The following is a 19,501-nucleotide window of genomic DNA, read 5'->3' on the forward strand; positions in this document are numbered from 1 at the left end:
GGTGCGAAAAACTTCATTGAACAGAAAGCACTGACGGGGTTGTCACCCCCTCAAGCCAAAACGCTCTAATTTAATCACCACTCTCCTGGATTTTAAGATTCCCCCACCACGGGAAGTTTTATTTTTATTTATTATCACCTAAAACTCAGGAGAGTCTTAATCGCTTGGTAAACTCAATTTTAATACCTGTCCAACAGATACCTCGTGCTTGTGCGTCGCTACTACCACCGCACCTTCTAATCGCGGATCGTAACATCCCACCCAAGCAGCAGGATGACATTCGTGTACTAAATACCCGTACAGCCAAATTGCTCCTCTACCTTCAATGACAATTCCTTGGCTCAATTGAACGTCTTGAGGAAGTTTCAAACCTTGTAAATCATCGGGTGTGATGATACCGTCTTGAGTGGTAATTCGCAAGCGCAAATGTTGGTAAGCTAAACCGTCTTGAGTTTGATTGGGGATTATTTTTAATTCAATAGGATTCATTGGATGCACAAATGTTGAATGCTGCGATAAAATCATATCATGTCTGGTAGTATGGGCGGGGGCGGGTTTATTATATTGTAGATTATGGGCAATTATTGTTGGCTCACGGGCCCCTACAAAATTTAATATCATACAAGTCCGAATCAAACAGACATGATATCATCTACCTTTTTAGGGTAAATTGGGAATCCGATCGCCAACTTTGAGTCCCAATTGGGCCGCCCTTCCGCCTCTGAGTTCAATAACTCCGTCAACGGGAACATCCGGGCCGTAGTTGGGGCAGGTTTCGCTCAAACACGGCGGTACGTTAGGAATTATCGCCTGCACGACGCCTTCCCGCAGAAAAACCATATCCAGCTCAATCAACACGTTTTTCATCCAAAAACGCACGTTTCGCGCGGGTTCGATGGGAAAAAGCATTCCCCTGTCGTCTGGCAATTCTGTGCGAAACATTAAGCCTGTCGCTTGTTCTTGGGGAGTTTGCGCCACTTCCAGTCCGATCGCGCGATCGGCTATAATCGTGTTAACCGAAATTGCCAAAAGCTGACCCATATCTATCCCGCCAAACAGCGACATAAAGTTGGATTCAGTCAGATTAGAATTTCCCGAAACAACTCCTAAATAATTACCAGACTTTTTATCTTTCATAATAGTTTGGTTATCGGAAACAGAAAGCTCTAAATCGCTAAACTTCAGACCTTCTGTCAAGACAATTTTATCATTGCCGTTGCCAAAATCTGTAATTATATCGGCTTCAGTAATAGTAGATGCGGCGCTTTTTTCCATCAGAAATAAATCCTCCCCCGCGCCTCCTGTTAAGATATCCCCGCCTTCGCCACCTATTAGCAAATCGTTACCCCGATCGCCAAAAATCCAATCCGACTCTTGTCCTCCATAGATTGTATCGCTTCCCTGCCCGCCAGACAGCGTATCAGCGCCTTCATTTCCTGCTAGCAAGTCATTTTCCCGATCGCCAAAAATTCGGTCATTTCCCCCCAAACCTTGAATAGTATCATTACCCGCAAATCCTTTAATCGTGTCGTTGCTGAGACTTCCAAGGAGAAAATCGAAGCCGAAAGTACCGTCGATGTTAACCATTTTGCGTTTAATGATGCGTTTAATAGAAGGAAGATTTGGCGATCGGCATCCGCCAACCGGTACCAAAAGCTCGATCGCTAATTTTCAAACCAGGGGCTGCTTGCCGCCGTTTAAACTCCGCTTGCCTGACTAATTTTACTACACGTTTAACCACGGCTTCATCGTGTCCGGCAGCGACAATTTGTTGGGCAGATTCGTGATGTTCTATCAACCGCTGCAAGATGTCATCCAAAACATCGTAATCCGGCAAAGAATCTTGGTCAATTTGGCCAGGTTTCAGTTCAGCACTCGGCGCTTTATTAATAATATTAACCGGAATAATTTCCTTTTCCAGGGGCGGGCATGGGGGTGGGTATGGAGAGGGCGGGCACGGGGGCACCGCCCCTACATATCCGCCAGAATTCAGCCACAGACAAAGCGAATAAACGCGAGTTTTCGGCACATCGGAAATCACCGCCAATCCCCCATTCATATCGCCGTAGAGAGTGCAGTAACCCACTGCCATTTCCGACTTATTGCCCGTCGAAAGTAGCAAATGTCCGAACTTGTTAGAAATTGCCATCAACAGATTGCCTCGAATCCGCGATTGAATATTTTCCTCAGCAATCCCGAAAGTTGTGTTGACAAACAAATTGGCGAGAGTGCGATCGTAAGTTTCCATCAAATCGCCGATCGGCAATTGTTCGATCGCGATGCCCAGATTTCGGGCTAATTCCACAGCATCATTAACCGAATGATCCGAACTGTAAGGAGAAGGCATCAACACCCCTAGAACATTTTCGGGCCCGATCGCGCAACTGGCGATCGCCGCCACCAAAGCCGAATCTATCCCGCCGCTTAAACCGAGTACAACCTTAGAAAAACCGCACTTGCGAACATAATCTCGTACTCCCAAAACCAAAGCCGCCCAAATTTCGGCATCTCCTTCTGCCGGATGAAAACTCAAATCAGTTGTGGAACCGGCATCTTGCCCGTTCCCGCCGCTGCCAACTCCACTGCCGATCGAACCTAGTTTTTGTCGTCCTTCACATAATCCCAAATCAGTTGTGGAACGGGCATCTTGCCCGTTCCCGCCGCTGCCAACTAAATCTTGTTTAGCTGCGTCATATTCCAGCAGCGCAAAATCCGTTTCAAAAGAAGCTAATAGCTGAATTAAATCACCCTTTCGATTCACAGCAAAACTGCTGCCGTCAAAAATAATATCGTCATTTCCGCCTACCTGATTAGCGTAAATAATCGGTTTCCCGCAGCGGATGACGCTGTGCTGCAACATCGCCGATCGCACTCCCCGCTTCCCCGCAGAATAAGGCGATGCCGACAAATTCACCACTAAATCTACACCCAATTTTGCCAAATCGGAAATAGGATCGCCCGCGTAACTGCGTTTACCCCAAAACTCCTCATTGTTCCACAAATCTTCACAAATTGTTACGCCGATTTTGAGTTCGCCAATAGTAAAATAATTGCTGTTTTCTCCCGGTTCAAAATATCTATCTTCATCAAATACATCATAAGTAGGCAACAAGCGTTTATGAAAAACTTGTTTGACCGCGCCATTTTGCAACAAAACAGCGCTATTAAACAATGATTTTCCGCCGAGTTTAACAGCATTAGCATTAGGTAAGGCAGTGCCGACTATGACTGCCAACTCCGGCGGCAAAGCTTGCGCTAGTTGCAGCAACTGTGCACCTGCATCTGCAATGAAACTCGGATTGATTAACAAATCGCGCGGCGGATAACCGATCAGGGAAAGTTCCGGTGTTAGCAATAAGTTTGCGCCCTCAACATCAGCTTTTTTCGCAGCCTCCAGAATTAGGTGGGAGTTGCCAAAGATATCACCAATAGTAGGGTTGAGTTGTGCGATCGCAATTTTCATCTCACCAAATCACTTAATAAATATTGCTAACAGTCCGCCCGCGCGGACTTACTTTCCTATAGTCCTAGATTTGAATGTAGCGAAATATTACTTGGATTTGTAATGTTTCAACTCTTCCTCAATATAATAATTTACCAAATCCCGGTAAATATTTTCAACCACATCAGGATTCAAACCCGATTCTTGAGCCCACTCGCGCCGCTGCTGTAACATATCGTGAAAGCGATCGAACGATTTAACGCTAGCTTCACTCGTTTTGAACCTTGCAGCCGCGATGACGTATTGAAATCTCTTGCTCAAAGCCTCGATCACTTCTCGATCGATGATATCAATTTCCTCCCGAACTTCGTGAATATTAGCGCATTCATCAGGGTCTTTCATCGTCTGCACTCCTTAATAGCTTCTATTCTAATGTTACTAAATTGATCCCAGAATGTCATCTAAGTAACAGCTAGATAAACACCAGCGGCTTATTTTTTAAAGGAGCAAAAGCGGCCGCATCAAAGCGGTACAAACTAGCAGGGCGGCCAGCCCCCCGCGAAACCTTAACACCGGTATCGCACAAAAAACCCAATTTTAACAATCGAGATCTAAAATTAGAATAATCCGAAAAACTTTCCCCCAAAATAGTTGTATAAAGCTGATACAAATCGCTCAAAGTAAAAAGTTCCGGCAAAACTTCAAAAGCTACCGGGCTGTATTCAAGTTTGTTACGCAGCCGCCGATATCCGTATTCGAGAATTTGAGTGTGATCGAAGGCCAGCTTTGGAACTTGTTGCACGGGATACCAAGCAATGCCGCCGACGCGGTGGCCCACGCCCGCCACTACACTCCCAGCAATTAACTCAGCTTCCTCAAAGCGAACCAAAGCAAAATAACTAACCGAAAGATAACGATCGCCCCTGGTAAATTCCCGAGGATCGCGCCCCGGTTCTCCGAAAGTATACAATTGCTCCAGATACAAATTTTTTACCCGAATTTTCTCAGACAAAATTCGGTAAGCCGCATTTTCTAGAGACTCGCCCTGACGCACCAAAGTACCGGGAAGACTCCAAGAATCGATAAACGGTTCGTCTTGCCGCATTACCAACAGTACCAACAAGCGGTTCTGCACGGTATCGACGGAAAAAATAACATTATCTACTCCTACTTTAAAGTCAGCTAATGAGCAACCTTCGCCCTTTTTCGTGCCTCGTGCCATGCGTACAAATGCTCCCTATTGATGTAATCTTCGATGGTCGGAGTCAGGGCTTGGGTGTCTCCTGTTTCCCGATAGAAGGTAGAAGAAACATTGGGACCATTCAAAGATGCGATCGCCACCTCTGCACCCATGCGCCTCAACTGCCACAAATCTAATTGTTCTGACGGATAACCCGGTCGCGGTACTATCAGCAAGTCCACTTGTTTTAACAATTGTTCAAATTTGTACCAGCGAGACAGTTGCCCCACCAAGTCCGAACCTATTACCAGCGTCAAATCTGCATTCGGCCACAGCAATCTTGCTTGTTCCACAGTTTCCACCGTCCTCGGACTGCTGAGTTCTGGATGCAAGCAAAGATTGTGTCTGGGCGAATTAATTTCTTGAATCATTAACAGCAGCATTGCCGATCGGTGTTCTAGAGAAGTCTGGTGCGACTTAAAAGGATTGTCCGACGCCCAAACTGCTACCCAATCAAAATGTTGCGAAAGCCAACTCAGAATTGTTTTGTGTCCCGCTGTGGGCGGATCGGCACTGGTTCCAAAAAGAGCAATCTTCTGCATAGGGAATCGGTAATTGTTGACTGTTGACTGTTGACTGTTGACGGTTGATTGATGACTGTTGATTGTTGACTGTTGACTGTTGACTGTTGACTGTTGACTGTTGATTGATGATTGATGATATCATGTCCGATCGATTGACCATAATATCCCGGCCGGGCGGGTTTTTGAGATTGTCAATTATTGGCAGATATTATTGGTGAACCCGCCCCTACCTGATGAAGGCTAATCGACCGGACATGATATGACTAATGACTAATGACTAATGACTAATGACTACTGACTAATGATTCTTTTTCGTTTTTTGGGTGAGACTCTGCAAATCTGTAGAAATTTCCACCTGTGGCGAAATCGGGTTGTCAAGTTGGCGAGTTTCGGGTCGAAGACTGGCGACCGAAGCAGCAGTTCGTTTGGCGATATCGTCCAAACTTTCCGGCTTCTGCACTCGTGTTCCGTCCTTTACAACCAACTCCATTAATGGTAAGTAAGAATCGCAATTGTGAATAGTTTCTCCCGACAATCCCAAACAATCTCCGAGAATTTGCCCATTTTCAATATGTCTAAAAATTTGCTTTCTTCCGGGATATGTTACCTTGCCGCTTGCCTCTTTCATCACCGGAATTCCGTCAATTTCCACCAACTTATAAACACCGTTCACAGGGGAACCGCTGACCAACTTGGTTCCCAAACCGTAACCGTCAATGCAAGCACCGCTACTTTTTAATTTAGCAATTTCTCGATCGTCCAAATCGCCACTAGCAAAAATTGGAACCCCAGGCAGGATCGATCGAACTTCCCGAGACAGCACCGCCAAATCGCCCGAATCCAGCCGCACGCCTTCCAACAGCATTTCACCGCTGTTTACTCGATCGGCCAACATCCGCGCCGCCGCCACAGTATCATAAGTATCGATCAGCAGCGGCGCCCCCGGAAAATAGCGGTGAAAAGCTGCAAACGCCTGATTCTCGCTGCCTTCGAGAGCGGCAACAGCCATCACCAAAGCATGAGCCATAGTACCTAGAGGTTTGCGGCCCAACTTCAAAGCAGCCAAAACATTAGAAGTTCCATCGAACCCCGCAGCCAGGGCAGCCCTAGCCGCCCATACAGCAGCTTGAGGCCCAAAAGCCCTGCGCGTCCCGAATTCCAGCAACTTAGCCTCCGGGCCCGCCACATCCCGCAGTCTGGCCGCCCGCGTCGCAATCAAAGTTTGATAATTTATCGCATTCAATAAATAAGTTTCCACTAACTGAGCCTGCCACAGAGGAGCCTCAATTCGCAGCAGAGGCTCATTGGCAAACACCGCCGTCCCCTCCGGCACCGCCCAAACATCTCCAGTAAAGCGGGCTGTGGCGAGTAAAGTCCAAAATCGCTCTCCTGCGCCGGCAAAAATCCCAGTGGACTGCAAAGCCTCAATTTGCGCCGGCGAAAACCGAAATTTCTCCAAATAATCGATAACTTGCGCCAAACCCATCGCGATCGCGTAGCCAAAACCCTCTGGCAGCCTGCGCGCGAACAATTCAAAACTCGCGGCCCGCCCGTCGATCCCTTCCCCGACGTAACAAGCGGCCATCGTTAGCTGGTAGAGATCGGTCAAAAGGCTGTAATCTGCTGAAGAAACCGTCAGTTCCCGGTCTTCTAAGATTTCTTCAAAACCTGTGAGCGGCAGGCTTTCTGTAGTAGTTTTCATAAAAAAACCCCGGACAAACTTCTTTTTCTTAATTATAGTGACAAACACCATATCTTTTTGTAAATCTTTGATAAAGATTGCAGATATTTGTCGGAAAATTCGCTTATAATGCCGTTTTAGAGCGGATTTCGGTGGATTTGTAGATTAATATTATGGTAAAATCCATATAAAGACTGAATTTAACAAACTCAGGAATTAACCACAAACACTCAAGCGTTCCGGGTTTTTTGCGAAAATATTTCCTTGCAGCCTTTGAATAGAGTTAGACAACTCGGTTTCTGAGCGTCGGGAGGGCGATCGCGACTGCTTGAGTTGAGCAAGGAAAAATCTACCACCAAAAGGTCGATCGTCCAAAAATGCGTAATTTCTCAAAGCTTCAGCTTGCTTCGATGTTGCAGACTAATAAGTAATTCAAATAAATATTGCTAAAGTCATCCACCGCCCAAAAATCCGAGTAATATTAAAAGTATCAGAACCCAGACAAGAGAGGCAGATTCTATGAATCTTTCTAAATCTTTGGCAAACGCGATGCGTTACGTTTCGGAAGCAGCGGTGCGGATTTTTAGCCCCAGCGATGACAACTATCCAAATAGTGGAGTTCAACCTTTTGAGGGTAAGCTCTCCAAAAGTTCTAAATCGAAAGAATGAACCGCCATTCCGGCAGTTTCTAGCGAGTTCGGCACAGGCATTCAGTTTAACAGTCAACGGTTAACAATTAACTGTTGACTGTTAACTTTTGACTTTTGATTTTGACAATCAAGCATCCAGGATACCCGCCACGTGATTCATTCCTTCGCAGACTCAGGACGGAGAAATCAAAAACCTGTATCCGATGAAGCTTGCCGAACGTATTTATCTCGCGCAAGTCAATGCTTCAATCTAAAATCTAAAATCTAAAATCTAAAATCGATTGACTGTTAATAGTAATTGTAGGTGGGGTTTCTCTTCGTTCTACCCAACCTACAATTACCAATCACCAATTACACTGAACTTCTCCAATAGACAAAAGGTATATTCAGTGTAGAGTAAGCTTTTTAAAGAAAGATTCGGGCGCCCGGTTTACTGCGTATAAGTTAGAGAAACACAAGCAAAACTAGAACCTTATGTTGCACTAGGGTTGGTTCAGTAATCTTATCAAAAATCCAACTATAAGCTGTTGTGCATCTAAATCGTGTTTTTTGTGCGGGCGAGACGCCCAACCCCTACTCCCCACAAGAACTTTATCAAATTTTAGTTCACAGTTTAAATGTGCAACAGCTTATAGCAATCCTTAGCAGCACATTTTAAGTTGCTACTTCGATATCTTAGAGTAATTCTACTCTTTGACAAAAGTGTTTTTAGCTTAACTGGTGACCAATGTGTAGGCACTGGCTGCGGGCGATACCTAGCCGAAAGTTCAGGTCATTCCCCCGTCTGAAGACTGGCTGTAAGCTGGTCTTTTTGTTAGCTGAAAACTCTACTGTTAGTTAGGTCTTACGAGGGTTAATTGTCGTAAAGTGATTTTACAGGCAAGCTGCAAACAGGAGTGAGAACATTCAAGTAATTGTAGGGAAGCTTTGAACGTTTGTTGGGAAATTGTTTGTGCCTCAATTGACTTGCAAGGAATTTCCCTTTCAAATACACCCCTGCTTACAGCCGCGATCGCACTCTCGAAAGGACTAGCTGATGCAGGTAAAACAAAACAAACTTTTCACTACCGAAGCGATCGATCGCTTATCTTCACCGGAACGCCTCGACGAAATGATGCAGGTGGTTAGTCCTCGATCGTGGCTGCCACTAACTGCAATTGGCTGTTTAGTTGCTGCTGCGGGGGTTTGGAGTGCGATCGGGCGAATTCCGCTGACTGTTTCCGGTCAAGGCGTGTTGCTTCTGCCCCGCAGAGTCGTGCAATTTCAAGCTGCTAGTTCCGGTCAATTGGTAAAGCTAAATATCAAGCCGGGAGATGTTGTTAAACGGGGTCAGGAAATCGGTAGAATTGATAAACTCGACCTCAAGCAGCAGTTAGAGCAAGAAAAAGCGAAATTAGCCCAACTGCAAGGGCAAAAACAAGATACTAATAAGCTGCAAAAACAGCAAATTGCCCTGGAATTAAAAACCCTAGAACAGCAGCAAAAAGACCTTCAACAAAGCTTGAATAGGGAGTCAGTTGCACCGATATTGCACCAGCAAAGTATGGCGGCATTAGAGCAAAAACGCCAAAGTTTGGAAGAAAGTTTGCGCCGCGAACAAATTGCGCCGGTACTGCGGCAGCAAACTCTGGCAGCATTAGCAGAAAAACGCCAAAGTTTGGAAGAAAGTTTGCGCCGGGAACAAGTGGCACCGATATTGCGGCAGCAAACTCTGGCCGCGATCGCCAAAAAACAGGACAGTCTTTTGCAGCGAAAGCAGCACATCACTTCTTTGGTGGAAACTTTACAGCAGCGGTTTGAAACTCGCCGCGTTCTTTACGAACAAGAGAGGGCGATCAGCGAGGATGTAATGCTGCAAGCGAGACAGGAATTCGCGGACTCTCAGATGCAACTGGCGGATATTGAAACGCAGTTAAAGGAACTCGACGTTCAGAAAACCAATAGCGATCGCGAATTCCTGCAAAATCTCAATAAAATTGACGACCTCAAAAACAGCCGGCAGCAACTCAAGGTAGAAGCTACCAATACCGAACGGGAGTACCTGCAAAATCTCAACCGCCTTAACGAAATTAAAAACAACCTCCAAGAACTTAAAGTTCAGAAAAGTAACACCGAACGGGAGTACCTGCAAAACCTGAATAAAATTGACGAAATCAAAACTAAGATTAAAGACATGGAAACCCAAGCGGTCAAACTAGCTCAACAAGACTTAGAAAAATCGATCGCCCAAACAAATCAAATTCAGGAAGTTAAACGCAAGATTGCCCACTTGCAGAATCAGTTGACGGCCGACAGCAAAATTACCAGCCAATACGACGGCCGCGTTTTAGAAGTTAGCGCCGTTGCAGGTCAAATGCTGAACATCGGTACAAGGATCGGGACAGTTGAATCTAAAAATTCTCGCGAAAAAATGGTCAGTCTTGTTTATTTTGCTGACAGAGACGGCAAGCAAATTAAACCGGGAATGACCGTACAAGTTACCCCTAGCGTCGTCAAGCGGGAACGCTACGGCGGCATTGTCGGCAAAGTAACCCAAGTTTCTCCTTTTCCGGTTACTAATCAAGATATGTCGTCAATTATCGGCAATGAAAATTTGGCTGACAGCATCGCAAAAAACATAGCTGGTGGCGGTGCTCCCGTGCAAATTTTTGTGGAATTGCAGGAAGATCCGAACACTTTCAGCGGTTACAAATGGTCTTCCTCGAACGGGCCTCCTCTCAAGATTTCCCCCGGTACTACGGCGCTAGTTCGGGTTCAAATCGGGCAGTTAGCGCCGATTTCTTACGTGATTCCTATTTTTCGTTCTTTGACTGGCGTTTACTAACCGTTATTAGTCAGTTTTTTTTCTTCCCCAGGGATAGATAATTGCTGACAAGAAATACGTTACACCGACCGTTTCTCTTGTTTATATCGAAGTCTAGATCCCCCCTAACCCCCCTTAAGAAGGGGGGGACAAGAGCAGTCAAAGTCCCCCTTCTTAAGGGGGATTTAGGGGGATCTAGACTCGAATACCAGCAAAATTTATTATGGGTTTCAGCCTTATAGCCGATGAAAATACCCGATATTAACAACTTTTTTACGCCGCGCAACTTAAGGCGAGTTCGTACTCCCACACTGCTACAAATGGAAGCAGTAGAATGCGGTGCTGCTGCTTTAGGAATTATTTTGAGTTACTGGCAACACCCGGTACCTTTAGCTCAATTGCGGAGCGAGTGCGGCGTTTCTCGCGATGGCAGTAAAGCTTCTAATATCCTCAAAGCAGCCCGAATTTACGGCTTAGATGCTAAAGGGTTTAAAAAAACTGTCGAAGAGTTGAAAATTGTACCGCCGCCTTTTATTGTTTTTTGGAATTTCAATCACTTTTTGGTGGTTGAGGGGATTAAGAAAAAGCGCGTTTACCTCAACGATCCCGCATCGGGGCCGAGGACTGTTTCCCTAGAAGAATTTAAGTCTGCTTATACTGGCGTTGTTTTGACTTTTGAGCCTGGGCCTGAGTTTAAAAAGGGCGGGAAAAAACCCAGTATTGCCAGTGCTTTAGATTCCCGATTGCAAAGTTCCCGTTGGGCGATCGCATTTTGTTTAATTGCTGGTTTATTACTGACTGTTCCCCGTTTGGCTGGCGCGGCATTTACCCAAATTTTTGTAGATGAAATTCTCGTCGAAAACCGTCACGATTGGCTGCGACCTTTAATATTGGGAATGTTGTTTGCCGCTGCTATTCAAGGGCTGCTAGCGCGGATGCGGCTTTTCTATTTGCGGCGGCTGGCTAACAAACTTTCGATTTCGATGTCGGGACAGTTTCTCTGGCATACTTTGCGCTTGCCTGTGGGATTTTACGCGCAGCGGTTTGCCGGTGAAATTAGCAGCCGCTGCCAAGTTAATGACAAGGTTGCTGAAATTTTATCGGGGAAACTTGCTGCAACTGCGATCGACGCCGTGATGATGGTTTTCTATGCAATAATTATGGTTATGTACGACTGGGTATTGACCAGTGTTGCCGCTGTTTTTGCAGCCTTAAACTTTTTGGCACTGCAATCTTTATCCCGCAGCCGCGTCGATGCTAACACCAGATTAGCTCAGGAAACAGGTAAGGTTGGCGGTGCTGCGATCGCAGGCATTCAATCTATTGAAACTGTCAAAGCTAGCGGTTTAGAATTCGATTTGTTTTCTAAGTTTGCCGGGTACTATGCCAAAATGAGCAACGCCCAGCAAGAATTGGCTTTGCCCACTCAAATATTGTCAATATTACCAGCATTTTTAACGGCATTAGCTGCAACTGCTATCTTAGTTGTCGGGGGCTTGCGGGTGATGAACGGGGGTTTGAGTATCGGGATGTTAATTGCCTATCAAAGTCTCACTCAACAATTCCTCCGACCCGTCAACAATCTGGTCAATTTTGGCAGCACTCTGCAAGAATTAGAAGCCGATTTAAGCCGACTTGATGACGTTCTGCAAAACCCGATCGATCCAGAAGCAGACCGCGATTCTTCTAATAGTGGAAACAGCCGCGCCGCCCTTGCACCAGATTCTTTTCATTTGCAGGGCTCGATTGAATTGCGCGGTGTCAGTTTTGGCTACAGCCGCTTGGAAGCGCCGCTAATTGAAAACTTGAACTTAACCGTAAAACCCGGTCAGCGGGTAGCGTTAGTGGGGGGCAGCGGTTCTGGCAAATCTACTATTGCCAAACTTGTGACCGGCCTTTACGAACCAATGAATGGCGAAATTTTATTTGACGGGGTTCCCCGCAATTTGATTCCGCGTTCTATCCTAGCAAATTCGCTGGCAATGGTCGAACAAGAGATATTTCTATTTGCCGGCACTGTTCGCGAAAATCTCACGCTTTGGGACCCGACAGTACCGGAAGCAGATTTAGTGCAAGCGTGCATTGATGCGGCAATTCACGAACTTATTTTGAATATGCCGGGAGGATACGATGCTCAACTCAATGAAGGGGGGACAAATATGAGCGGCGGACAGCGGCAGCGCTTGGAAATTGCCAGGGCATTAGTGAGGAATCCAGCGGTGTTGGTGCTGGATGAAGCAACAAGTGCTCTGGATGCTGAAACAGAGTTAATTATCGATCGCAATTTGAGGCGTCGCGGTACTTCTTGTATTGTGGTTGCTCACCGTTTGAGTACGATTCGAGATTGCGATGAAATTATTATGCTAGCAGGGGGGAAAGTAGTTCAAAGAGGCACTCATGAGGAGTTGCAAAAGCTGGGAGGATCTTATGCTCTTTTGGTTGGGAATGAAGAATAAATAGCAGAAATACAGTAGCCAACCCGACAGTCCGCCAGGGAATGAATTCCCTGTCTAATAGCTAAAGTCCTCTGAAGAGGACTGAAATGAATGATGGTTTGATTTGGCTATTCAGTCTTATACCAATTTTTTATGAGGCTGTATAGAATACGATCCCCCCTAACCCCCCTTAATAAGGGGGGGACAATTATCCGATATTTCGTCCTCCTTATTAAGGGGGATTTAGGGGGAGCAAAATATGTGCAACGACCCATTAAATTGTTATTAGCTATTGAGTCGGTTTTAACCGACTTTAGCTATGAGACGGGGATTTTAATCCCCGGCGGATCTGTGGATTAGCCCGATCGATTCCATCGAACTTTCTTCTTTGAGGCAAGGCTTTAAACCCCTGCCCGACTTGATATTACTAATCGCCAATTACTAGCTATGCTCGATCTAAATCCTGTTAAGAAACTGCACCGAATTAAAGGAAATGAACCGCTGCTGCTGAATGACCCGCATCAGGTATGGATTGTTCGATCGGGCGCGATCGCAGTCTTTGCAGCCCCGATACAAAGTGAGAAGCCTGCGGGAAACCGCCATTATCTGTTCGGCGTCGGTGCCGGCGAGGCTTTGTTCGGCGCTGCTACCCCCCCCAACCAGGGCGGGCACGGGGGCACCGCCCCTACAAGGGGGGGAGAAAATTTAAAAGCTGGCTGGGGACTTCTGGCGATCGCGATCGCCGAAACGGAACTGGAACCGATCGCGATCGCAGATTGTGCCGCTTTAGTTGCTGCTGGTGACGGCAAAACGCGATCGCTTGTGGAAGGGTGGATACAGCATTTGGGAGAACGTGCGATTCCCTACGGGATAGACCCGCCGCGCGTGGCGGAGGAAATAGTTTCCCTAGAAACTGTAGTTTTAGCAGAATCCTCGCAGCAGATATCGCTGCAAAAAGGTCAAATTCTGCGATCGCCTCCGGGAACAGTTGTCTGGGTGCGCGTCTCGTCGGGCGATGCGAGTGTCGGGGAATTGCAGTTAAATTCCGCTTCCCCAGCGTTTCCCCTGGCTGGGAATATTTTGCTGGTGGCATCCGGGGAAGTTGAGGTGCAAATTTTCTCAACAGCAGAGGTGGAAAATGCCGACTGGCTGCCCGCGAGTTTAGCTTTGCTGCACGAGTATTTTTGCTGCTGCTTGAACTTGCTGGTTTCCCAGCAAAAAGCAGAGGAATTTCGGCGCTTTCAGGAACGCGAACAGCTAAACCGCCAAGTAACTCAGACAGCTTTGGGAGATTTAACCGAGGTTTTGCATCCCCGGAAAACTGCCTTGTCTGAGGAAGGAACACCGCTGTTAATCGCTGCTGGGGCTGTAGGTAAGGCACAAAGTATAACCGTCAATCCCCCGGCGGGTTCCGAAGATTTGAGTCGAGTTAAAGATCCGATCGAGGCGATCGCGCGATCGTCCCAATTTCGCACCCGCCGCGTGTTGCTGGTTGGAGATTGGTGGCGGCAGAACTGCGGCCCGCTATTGGCTTATACAAAGTCCGACGATCGACCTGTAGCTTTGTTGCCCGGTAAGGGATCTCGTTATACTTTGTTCGATCCGATCGATCGCACTCGCAAACGGGTAACTAAAGCAATCGCCCAAGAGTTGTCGTCAGAAACTCTCATGTTTTACCGGCCGCTGCCGCTATTAGTTCGCAACGCTGCGGAACTGTTTCGCTTCGGGACGAAGGGCTACGAAAAAGACACGATCGCTGCTTTCGGGCTGGGGATATTGGGAACGCTGCTGGGGATGGTGACGCCGCAAGCTACCTCGATTTTGGTCAATGATGCTATTCCTGACAGCGATCGTTTGTTACTGTGGCAGTTAGGGCTGGTATTGTTAGTTGCCGCGATCGGACGGGCTGTATTTAGCATGGCCCAAACAATTCTGACGCTGCGGATCGAAAATGCTGCCAGCGGCACTCTCCAGCCGGCAGTTTGGGATCGATTGCTGAGATTAAAACCGGCATTTTTTCGCAGCTATTCATCTGGGGACTTGCTAACTCGCTTATTAGCAGTTAATCAAATTCGCGCCCAACTCAGCGGCGCGACGCAGCGGACACTTTTGAGCGCGATATTTTCCCTGCTGAATTTGGGGCTGATGTTTATTTACAGCCTGCCGCTGACTTTAGTCGGAATTGGTTTAACTCTTATCGCGGTTATAGTAACAGTCACATCCAGCTTGCTCTTAATCCCAAAAGAGCGGCAGATGGAAACAGGAGAGGGCGACATTAACGGGCTGACAGTAGAACTAATTAACGGAGTCTCAAAGCTGCGGGTAGCGGCCGCCGAAGGGCGAGCTTTTGCAGCTTGGGCGAAAAAATACAGCCAACAAATTAAACTAAGAACGGGAATTAAACGAATTGACGACAGCGTTTCTGTATTTAACGAAGCGCTGCCGTTAGTCAGTTCTATTCTGATGTTTTGGTTTGCAATTCAATTTATGCAAACCTCTCAAACAGGAGGTGACGGACTGAATATGGGCACATTTCTCGCTTTTAATTCCGCCTTCGGCACCTTTCTTTCTGGCGTCACAGATTTGAGCAATACCCTAACTGATATTTTAGGAATTGTACCGCTGTGGGAGCGCGCCAAACCGATCGTCCAGGGAATCCCGGAATCTGACCCGACAAAAGCCGATCCCGGCCGCTTGAAAGGTCAAATTACTGTCGATCGCGCAACTTTCCGCTACCGCGATGACGGCCCCCCAATTTTAGATGATGTCAGCATCAATATTCAACCGGGGGAATTTATCGCGATCGTCGGGCCGTCTGGTAGCGGCAAATCAACATTATTTCGGCTGTTATTGGGATTTGAAATAGCACAAAGCGGCACTGTTTATTACGACAATCAAGATTTAGCAGGCCTCGACGTTCAAGCTGTGCGGCGGCAGTTAGGAGTAGTGCTGCAAAACGGCAGAATTAATGCTGGTTCGATGTTTGACAATATTACCTGCGGGGCGATGGTAACGCAGGAGGAAGCTTGGGAAGCGGCGCAAATGGCCGGTTTGGCGATCGATATCGAACAAATGCCGATGGGAATGCACACGGTTGTCAGCGAGGGCGGCACGAATCTTTCGGGAGGACAGCGGCAGAGATTGTTAATTGCGCGCGCGATGGTTGTCAAACCAAAGGTTATCCTGATGGATGAAGCTACGAGTGCTTTGGACAACCGCACGCAGGCGATCGTTACTGAGAGTTTGGATAAGTTGAATGTGACGCGAGTTGTCATCGCCCACCGCCTGAGTACGATTCGCAATGCCGATCGCATTTATGTAATTGAAGCCGGCCGTTTGGTGGAATTCGGTTCGTTTGAGGAATTGGTAAAACAGGGAGGATTATTTGCTAGATTAGTGGCGCGGCAATTAGAGTAATGTAAACGCGATTTCACAAACCCGTAGGGGCGGGTTCACCAACAATCTCTGGCAAAAATATACAATTTCGTAAACCCGCCCTACCCACCAACAATACAAATGTACCGCTAATTTACGGGGTAAAATGTTGATGTAAATCCAACCCGTAGGGGCGGGTTCACCAACAATATCTGGCAAAAATCGACAATCTCGTAAACCCGCCCCCACCCCACCAACAATACCAATGTACCGCTAATTTATTGGGAAAATGTTGATGTAAATCAAGGCGGGGGAGGGCGGGTTTATGGGATTGTTCGATCGGTCCGAGAGATTTCGGTGAACCCGCCCCTACAGCCATCACTATGAATCGAGCCAAATTAGGCTTATTCTTTTGTTACCAAATCGGGCAACCACAACAAAATTAGCAATAGCAAGCAGGCGATAACTAAGCCAACGCTAAATATTGTAGTGTTACTCATATCGGGGGCTTGCTGCATGAGGTATACTGGCTGTATTGCATCCATAATAAATTACAGGTATTTTGTAGGAACTGAGGCTTGACTTTTCGTCCTTTTAACTTAAGATTTATGCCACAGTCCGACAGGGAATTAATTCCCTGTCTCATAGCGAAAGTCCTCTCAAAGAGGACTGAATAATATTAGATTCGGTCGCTCGACCGCAATAAGATTCGATCGCTCGTGCGGACAACAGTCCGCAAAATGCTGCGTACTGTTGTCCGCACTACAAACCTTTTTAGATCGCCCTCGAATCGACCGGATCTGATATAACTTATTAGTCCTCTTTGAGAGGACTTATGCTATGAGGCAGGGGTTTAAACCCCTGCCGGACTGCCGGACTGCGGGTGTAACGTTTTTAACTTGTGTTATGAACCCAAAAGTTCCAACATCTTCGTAGGGATTGTCAAGCGCAGTTTTGGAGGCGGTTGGTTGATTGTGAGAACAGGGATACCAGCAGCCCGAGCTTGCTCCGCAGCATCGGAACAGCCACCCGCGATCGCATCTAATTCCAATTCGTCCAATTCTTGATTAGTTGAATTTTCTTGTTGGGATTCGGACGGTACTTCTTGGGAAAATTTATTGTTGCTTTCCATTGAGGTTTTCTCCTTGCACAATTAGTGAAATTTGTTTCCAAAAGCGATTGAACCAACTCCTAGCAAAGTTGCCTGCTATCCCACTTTTTTACCCGCAAATGCGTCATAAGTTCTCGGAGAGAAGCGGGGGATATTATGCCAATCTTGAAACATAAAACCCAAACCGCCTGCGATCGCATCTAATTCCGTATCGTTCAATTCTTCAGCAACAGAATTGGCTGGCGACTGTTGCTGTTGTACGGCCGAATCTTGCTCAAGTTCTCGGGAAAACTGATTAGTGCTGTCCATCTGATTGCTCCTTTTGATTTCGGTGTTGGATTCAACAAAAGATTACCTATGCTCCAGGAGTAAGGAGACCGGCGACACCCCCAGCAACAGCTCCTTCTAGCATTTTCTCACCGATCTCATCGAATTTTCCTGTGACAAGAGCGCTGAAAAATCCAGCTATAGCACCTCCCGCGGCTCCTATAGCACCTCCAACAGGTCCAGCGCCAGCAACAGCCTCCAATTCACTGTCAGACAACTCGCCTGAAGTATCTGACTGACTCTGATGCTGGGGCGTCATCGACTCCAGCCACTCAGAAACCTCTGTTGAGGAGAAATTGTAGCTTTTTTCTTTGCCCAGGGCTACCGCTTTATCCACTAAGCTTTCCCGATCCGTTACGGATTGGAACTGTAGCTGGAGTTCTGGATCTTGTGATACTTCTTGAAAAAAATGATTGACGCTTTCAAATTCAAAAGACATGAGATTTGCTCCTGATTTAATTGTTAAGGAAGTTACTCCTTAATTGATTTTTTCCGGCTAGGCTATGGCTGGCCTTTGCGTAAATTTAGTTTAGAAAATTTCCTGCCTAAAGTAGCTAGCTCAAAGTAGAGTTTTGAACCTATAAAAACAACTTAGCTTTAACTCACCTTTAGTTGAGAAGATTACCTGAACTTTTGGCTAGGTATCGCAGATCGCATACAACTATATACTGGTAACACTCTCTTGCAATAACTAAAGCCTGCGTCCCATTCCTGAGTTTCTCCAAGCGATCGCCCCAACGCCCAACACCAACTACTCATCCCACTACAACAAAAAAACTTTAACCTCATACGGAAGCTTAAAATATGCCAGCCAGACAAATCAACAATATCCCAGATGAACCCTACCTTCACTTGCTAGAGAAAGTCGATTTTACTCCAATTTTTATTATGGGAGATCATCGTTCGGGAACGACGGTACTATATCAAATATTGGCTGCAACTGAGTGCTTTAACTACCTCAAGGCTGCTCACATCATCAAATATGATGAAATCTTGGATAACCATATAAATGGAAGCCAAGAGCAAACTCGTCAAGAGTTGGAAAATTTGTTTGAATCCTTGGAAATCAGCGATCGCCTGTTCGATAAAGTCAAGCCTACTCCCGATTTACCAGAAGAGTATGGATTTATTCTCAGAAATGCTGGCTATGACTCTTACTTGAACCCTGAAAACCTGCTTTTGTTTGTGCAACTCTGTCATAAAATTCAATTTGCTTCCAATTCAGACAAATCTCTCTTGCTCAAAAATCCCTGGTGTTTTCCCCACTTTATGTATATCAAGAGTGTTTTACCTAAAGCTAAGTTTGTGTTTATTCACCGACATCCAATGGGAGCATCTCAGTTTTGTAAAAAGCATTTTTTTTATTGTAGTGCGAGCGTCCCCGCTCGCGTATTGTACAATACGCGAGCGGGGACGCTCGCACTGTAAATGCAAAACTGAGATGCTCCCCATCCAATCCATGTGATGAATTCTAAGTTAAAAGCGGCGCGCTTGATGCTTTCTGTTAAAAGTCCCTACACGCAGCTAATTTCTAAGCGGTATCGCAAGATATTTGACAACCCCCTGCGGCGTTTGCTTTTTCGGATTAAGTATTCGAGTTTATTTGGCTTGGGGATACGTCAAGTGACTCAAACATCTATGCTAGCTACGACTTATTTTTGGGAAAATATTCGAGCGCTGCCAACAACCGATTATATATCTATTAAGTATGAGGATTTATGTCAATCCCCAGAGTCAACTATCCTGAAGGTATTGGAGTTTCTACAACTAGAAACAAAAACTACTGTAGACTATGAAAGATCGATCGCTCCTCGTCCCGTGAAGTTATTGCCAGAAGTGGAAAATAGCTATGATGAAATCTGCCGGAAACTCCAACCGTATCTCGTCCATTGCGGTTATTAGGAACTACGCAT

At 46.3% G+C, this 19,501-nt stretch carries 17 protein-coding genes; 6 read left to right on the forward strand and 11 right to left on the reverse strand.

Annotated features, from left to right (window positions below; translation table 11 throughout):
• Positions 1-156 precede the first annotated feature (156 nt).
• From crn3 to QUB16_RS11185, 8 genes are all read right to left on the reverse strand, one after another.
• The gene (crn3, locus tag QUB16_RS11150; protein ID WP_190741266.1) at positions 157-489 is read right to left on the reverse strand and encodes a CRISPR-associated ring nuclease Crn3/Csx3; all 333 of its coding nucleotides are present in this window, start codon (positions 487-489) and stop codon (positions 157-159) included.
• A gap of 171 nt (positions 490-660) precedes the next feature.
• The gene (locus QUB16_RS11155; RefSeq protein ID WP_333315993.1) at positions 661-1,587 is read right to left on the reverse strand and encodes a DUF192 domain-containing protein; all 927 of its coding nucleotides are present in this window, start codon (positions 1,585-1,587) and stop codon (positions 661-663) included.
• Between the two features lie 19 nt (positions 1,588-1,606).
• Positions 1,607-3,463, reverse strand: coding sequence for an NAD+ synthase (locus tag QUB16_RS11160; RefSeq protein WP_333315994.1), 1,857 nt, complete (start codon positions 3,461-3,463; stop codon positions 1,607-1,609).
• Positions 3,464-3,550: 87 nt separating this feature from the next.
• The gene (locus QUB16_RS11165; RefSeq protein ID WP_333105335.1) at positions 3,551-3,844 is read right to left on the reverse strand and encodes an isochorismate lyase; all 294 of its coding nucleotides are present in this window, start codon (positions 3,842-3,844) and stop codon (positions 3,551-3,553) included.
• A 70-nt stretch (positions 3,845-3,914) separates the two neighbouring features.
• The gene (locus tag QUB16_RS11170) at positions 3,915-4,664 is read right to left on the reverse strand and encodes an NrtR DNA-binding winged helix domain-containing protein (RefSeq protein ID WP_333315995.1); all 750 of its coding nucleotides are present in this window, start codon (positions 4,662-4,664) and stop codon (positions 3,915-3,917) included.
• On the reverse strand, positions 4,625-5,224 hold the full coding sequence (locus QUB16_RS11175) for a nicotinate-nucleotide adenylyltransferase (RefSeq protein ID WP_333286505.1): 600 nt from the start codon (positions 5,222-5,224) through the stop codon (positions 4,625-4,627). The genes QUB16_RS11170 and QUB16_RS11175 overlap by 40 nt, the downstream gene beginning before the upstream one ends.
• 280 nt (positions 5,225-5,504) lie before the next feature.
• Positions 5,505-6,908 carry a nicotinate phosphoribosyltransferase gene (locus tag QUB16_RS11180; RefSeq protein WP_333315996.1) on the reverse strand — a complete coding sequence of 468 codons (1,404 nt, stop codon included), beginning with the start codon at positions 6,906-6,908 and terminating at the stop codon, positions 5,505-5,507.
• A gap of 195 nt (positions 6,909-7,103) precedes the next feature.
• Positions 7,104-7,280, reverse strand: a complete 177-nt coding sequence (locus QUB16_RS11185) for a hypothetical protein (protein WP_333315997.1) — start codon at positions 7,278-7,280, stop codon at positions 7,104-7,106.
• Between the two features lie 126 nt (positions 7,281-7,406).
• On the opposite strand from QUB16_RS11185, the gene QUB16_RS11190 reads away from it, so the two are divergent.
• The 4 genes from QUB16_RS11190 to QUB16_RS11205 all read left to right on the forward strand — a co-directional run bounded on the left by QUB16_RS11190 (position 7,407) and on the right by QUB16_RS11205 (position 16,192).
• Positions 7,407-7,556 carry an isochorismate synthase gene (locus QUB16_RS11190; protein ID WP_333143642.1) on the forward strand — a complete coding sequence of 50 codons (150 nt, stop codon included), beginning with the start codon at positions 7,407-7,409 and terminating at the stop codon, positions 7,554-7,556.
• 1,017 nt (positions 7,557-8,573) lie between these two features.
• Positions 8,574-10,361: an NHLP bacteriocin system secretion protein gene (locus QUB16_RS11195; protein WP_333315998.1), complete on the forward strand. Its 1,788-nt coding sequence runs from the start codon at positions 8,574-8,576 to the stop codon at positions 10,359-10,361.
• Between the two features lie 224 nt (positions 10,362-10,585).
• Complete coding sequence (locus QUB16_RS11200) at positions 10,586-12,796, forward strand: NHLP family bacteriocin export ABC transporter peptidase/permease/ATPase subunit (RefSeq protein WP_333315999.1); 2,211 nt, start codon at positions 10,586-10,588, stop codon at positions 12,794-12,796.
• 426 nt (positions 12,797-13,222) lie between these two features.
• The gene (locus tag QUB16_RS11205; protein ID WP_333316000.1) at positions 13,223-16,192 is read left to right on the forward strand and encodes an NHLP bacteriocin export ABC transporter permease/ATPase subunit; all 2,970 of its coding nucleotides are present in this window, start codon (positions 13,223-13,225) and stop codon (positions 16,190-16,192) included.
• Positions 16,193-17,054: 862 nt separating this feature from the next.
• Here the strand turns inward: QUB16_RS11205 and QUB16_RS11210 are convergent.
• From QUB16_RS11210 to QUB16_RS11220, 3 genes are all read right to left on the reverse strand, one after another.
• Positions 17,055-17,282, reverse strand: coding sequence for a hypothetical protein (locus tag QUB16_RS11210; protein ID WP_333316001.1), 228 nt, complete (start codon positions 17,280-17,282; stop codon positions 17,055-17,057).
• Between the two features lie 75 nt (positions 17,283-17,357).
• On the reverse strand, positions 17,358-17,570 hold the full coding sequence (locus tag QUB16_RS11215) for a hypothetical protein (protein WP_333316002.1): 213 nt from the start codon (positions 17,568-17,570) through the stop codon (positions 17,358-17,360).
• A 46-nt stretch (positions 17,571-17,616) separates the two neighbouring features.
• A complete protein-coding gene (locus QUB16_RS11220; RefSeq protein ID WP_333316003.1) occupies positions 17,617-18,027 on the reverse strand; it encodes a Nif11-like leader peptide family natural product precursor in 411 nt (136 codons plus the stop codon).
• A 365-nt stretch (positions 18,028-18,392) separates the two neighbouring features.
• Here QUB16_RS11220 and QUB16_RS11225 point away from each other — a divergent pair, with 365 nt between their 5' ends.
• Both QUB16_RS11225 and QUB16_RS11230 read left to right on the forward strand, forming a co-directional pair.
• Positions 18,393-19,016, forward strand: coding sequence for a sulfotransferase (locus QUB16_RS11225; protein WP_333316004.1), 624 nt, complete (start codon positions 18,393-18,395; stop codon positions 19,014-19,016).
• Between the two features lie 36 nt (positions 19,017-19,052).
• Entirely contained in the window at positions 19,053-19,490 is a 438-nt protein-coding gene (locus QUB16_RS11230) for a hypothetical protein (RefSeq protein ID WP_333316005.1), read from the forward strand.
• Positions 19,491-19,501 lie beyond the last annotated feature (11 nt).

The organism is Microcoleus sp. D3_18a_C4, from assembly GCF_036702415.1.
In the GTDB taxonomy this organism is placed as follows: domain Bacteria; phylum Cyanobacteriota; class Cyanobacteriia; order Cyanobacteriales; family Microcoleaceae; genus Microcoleus.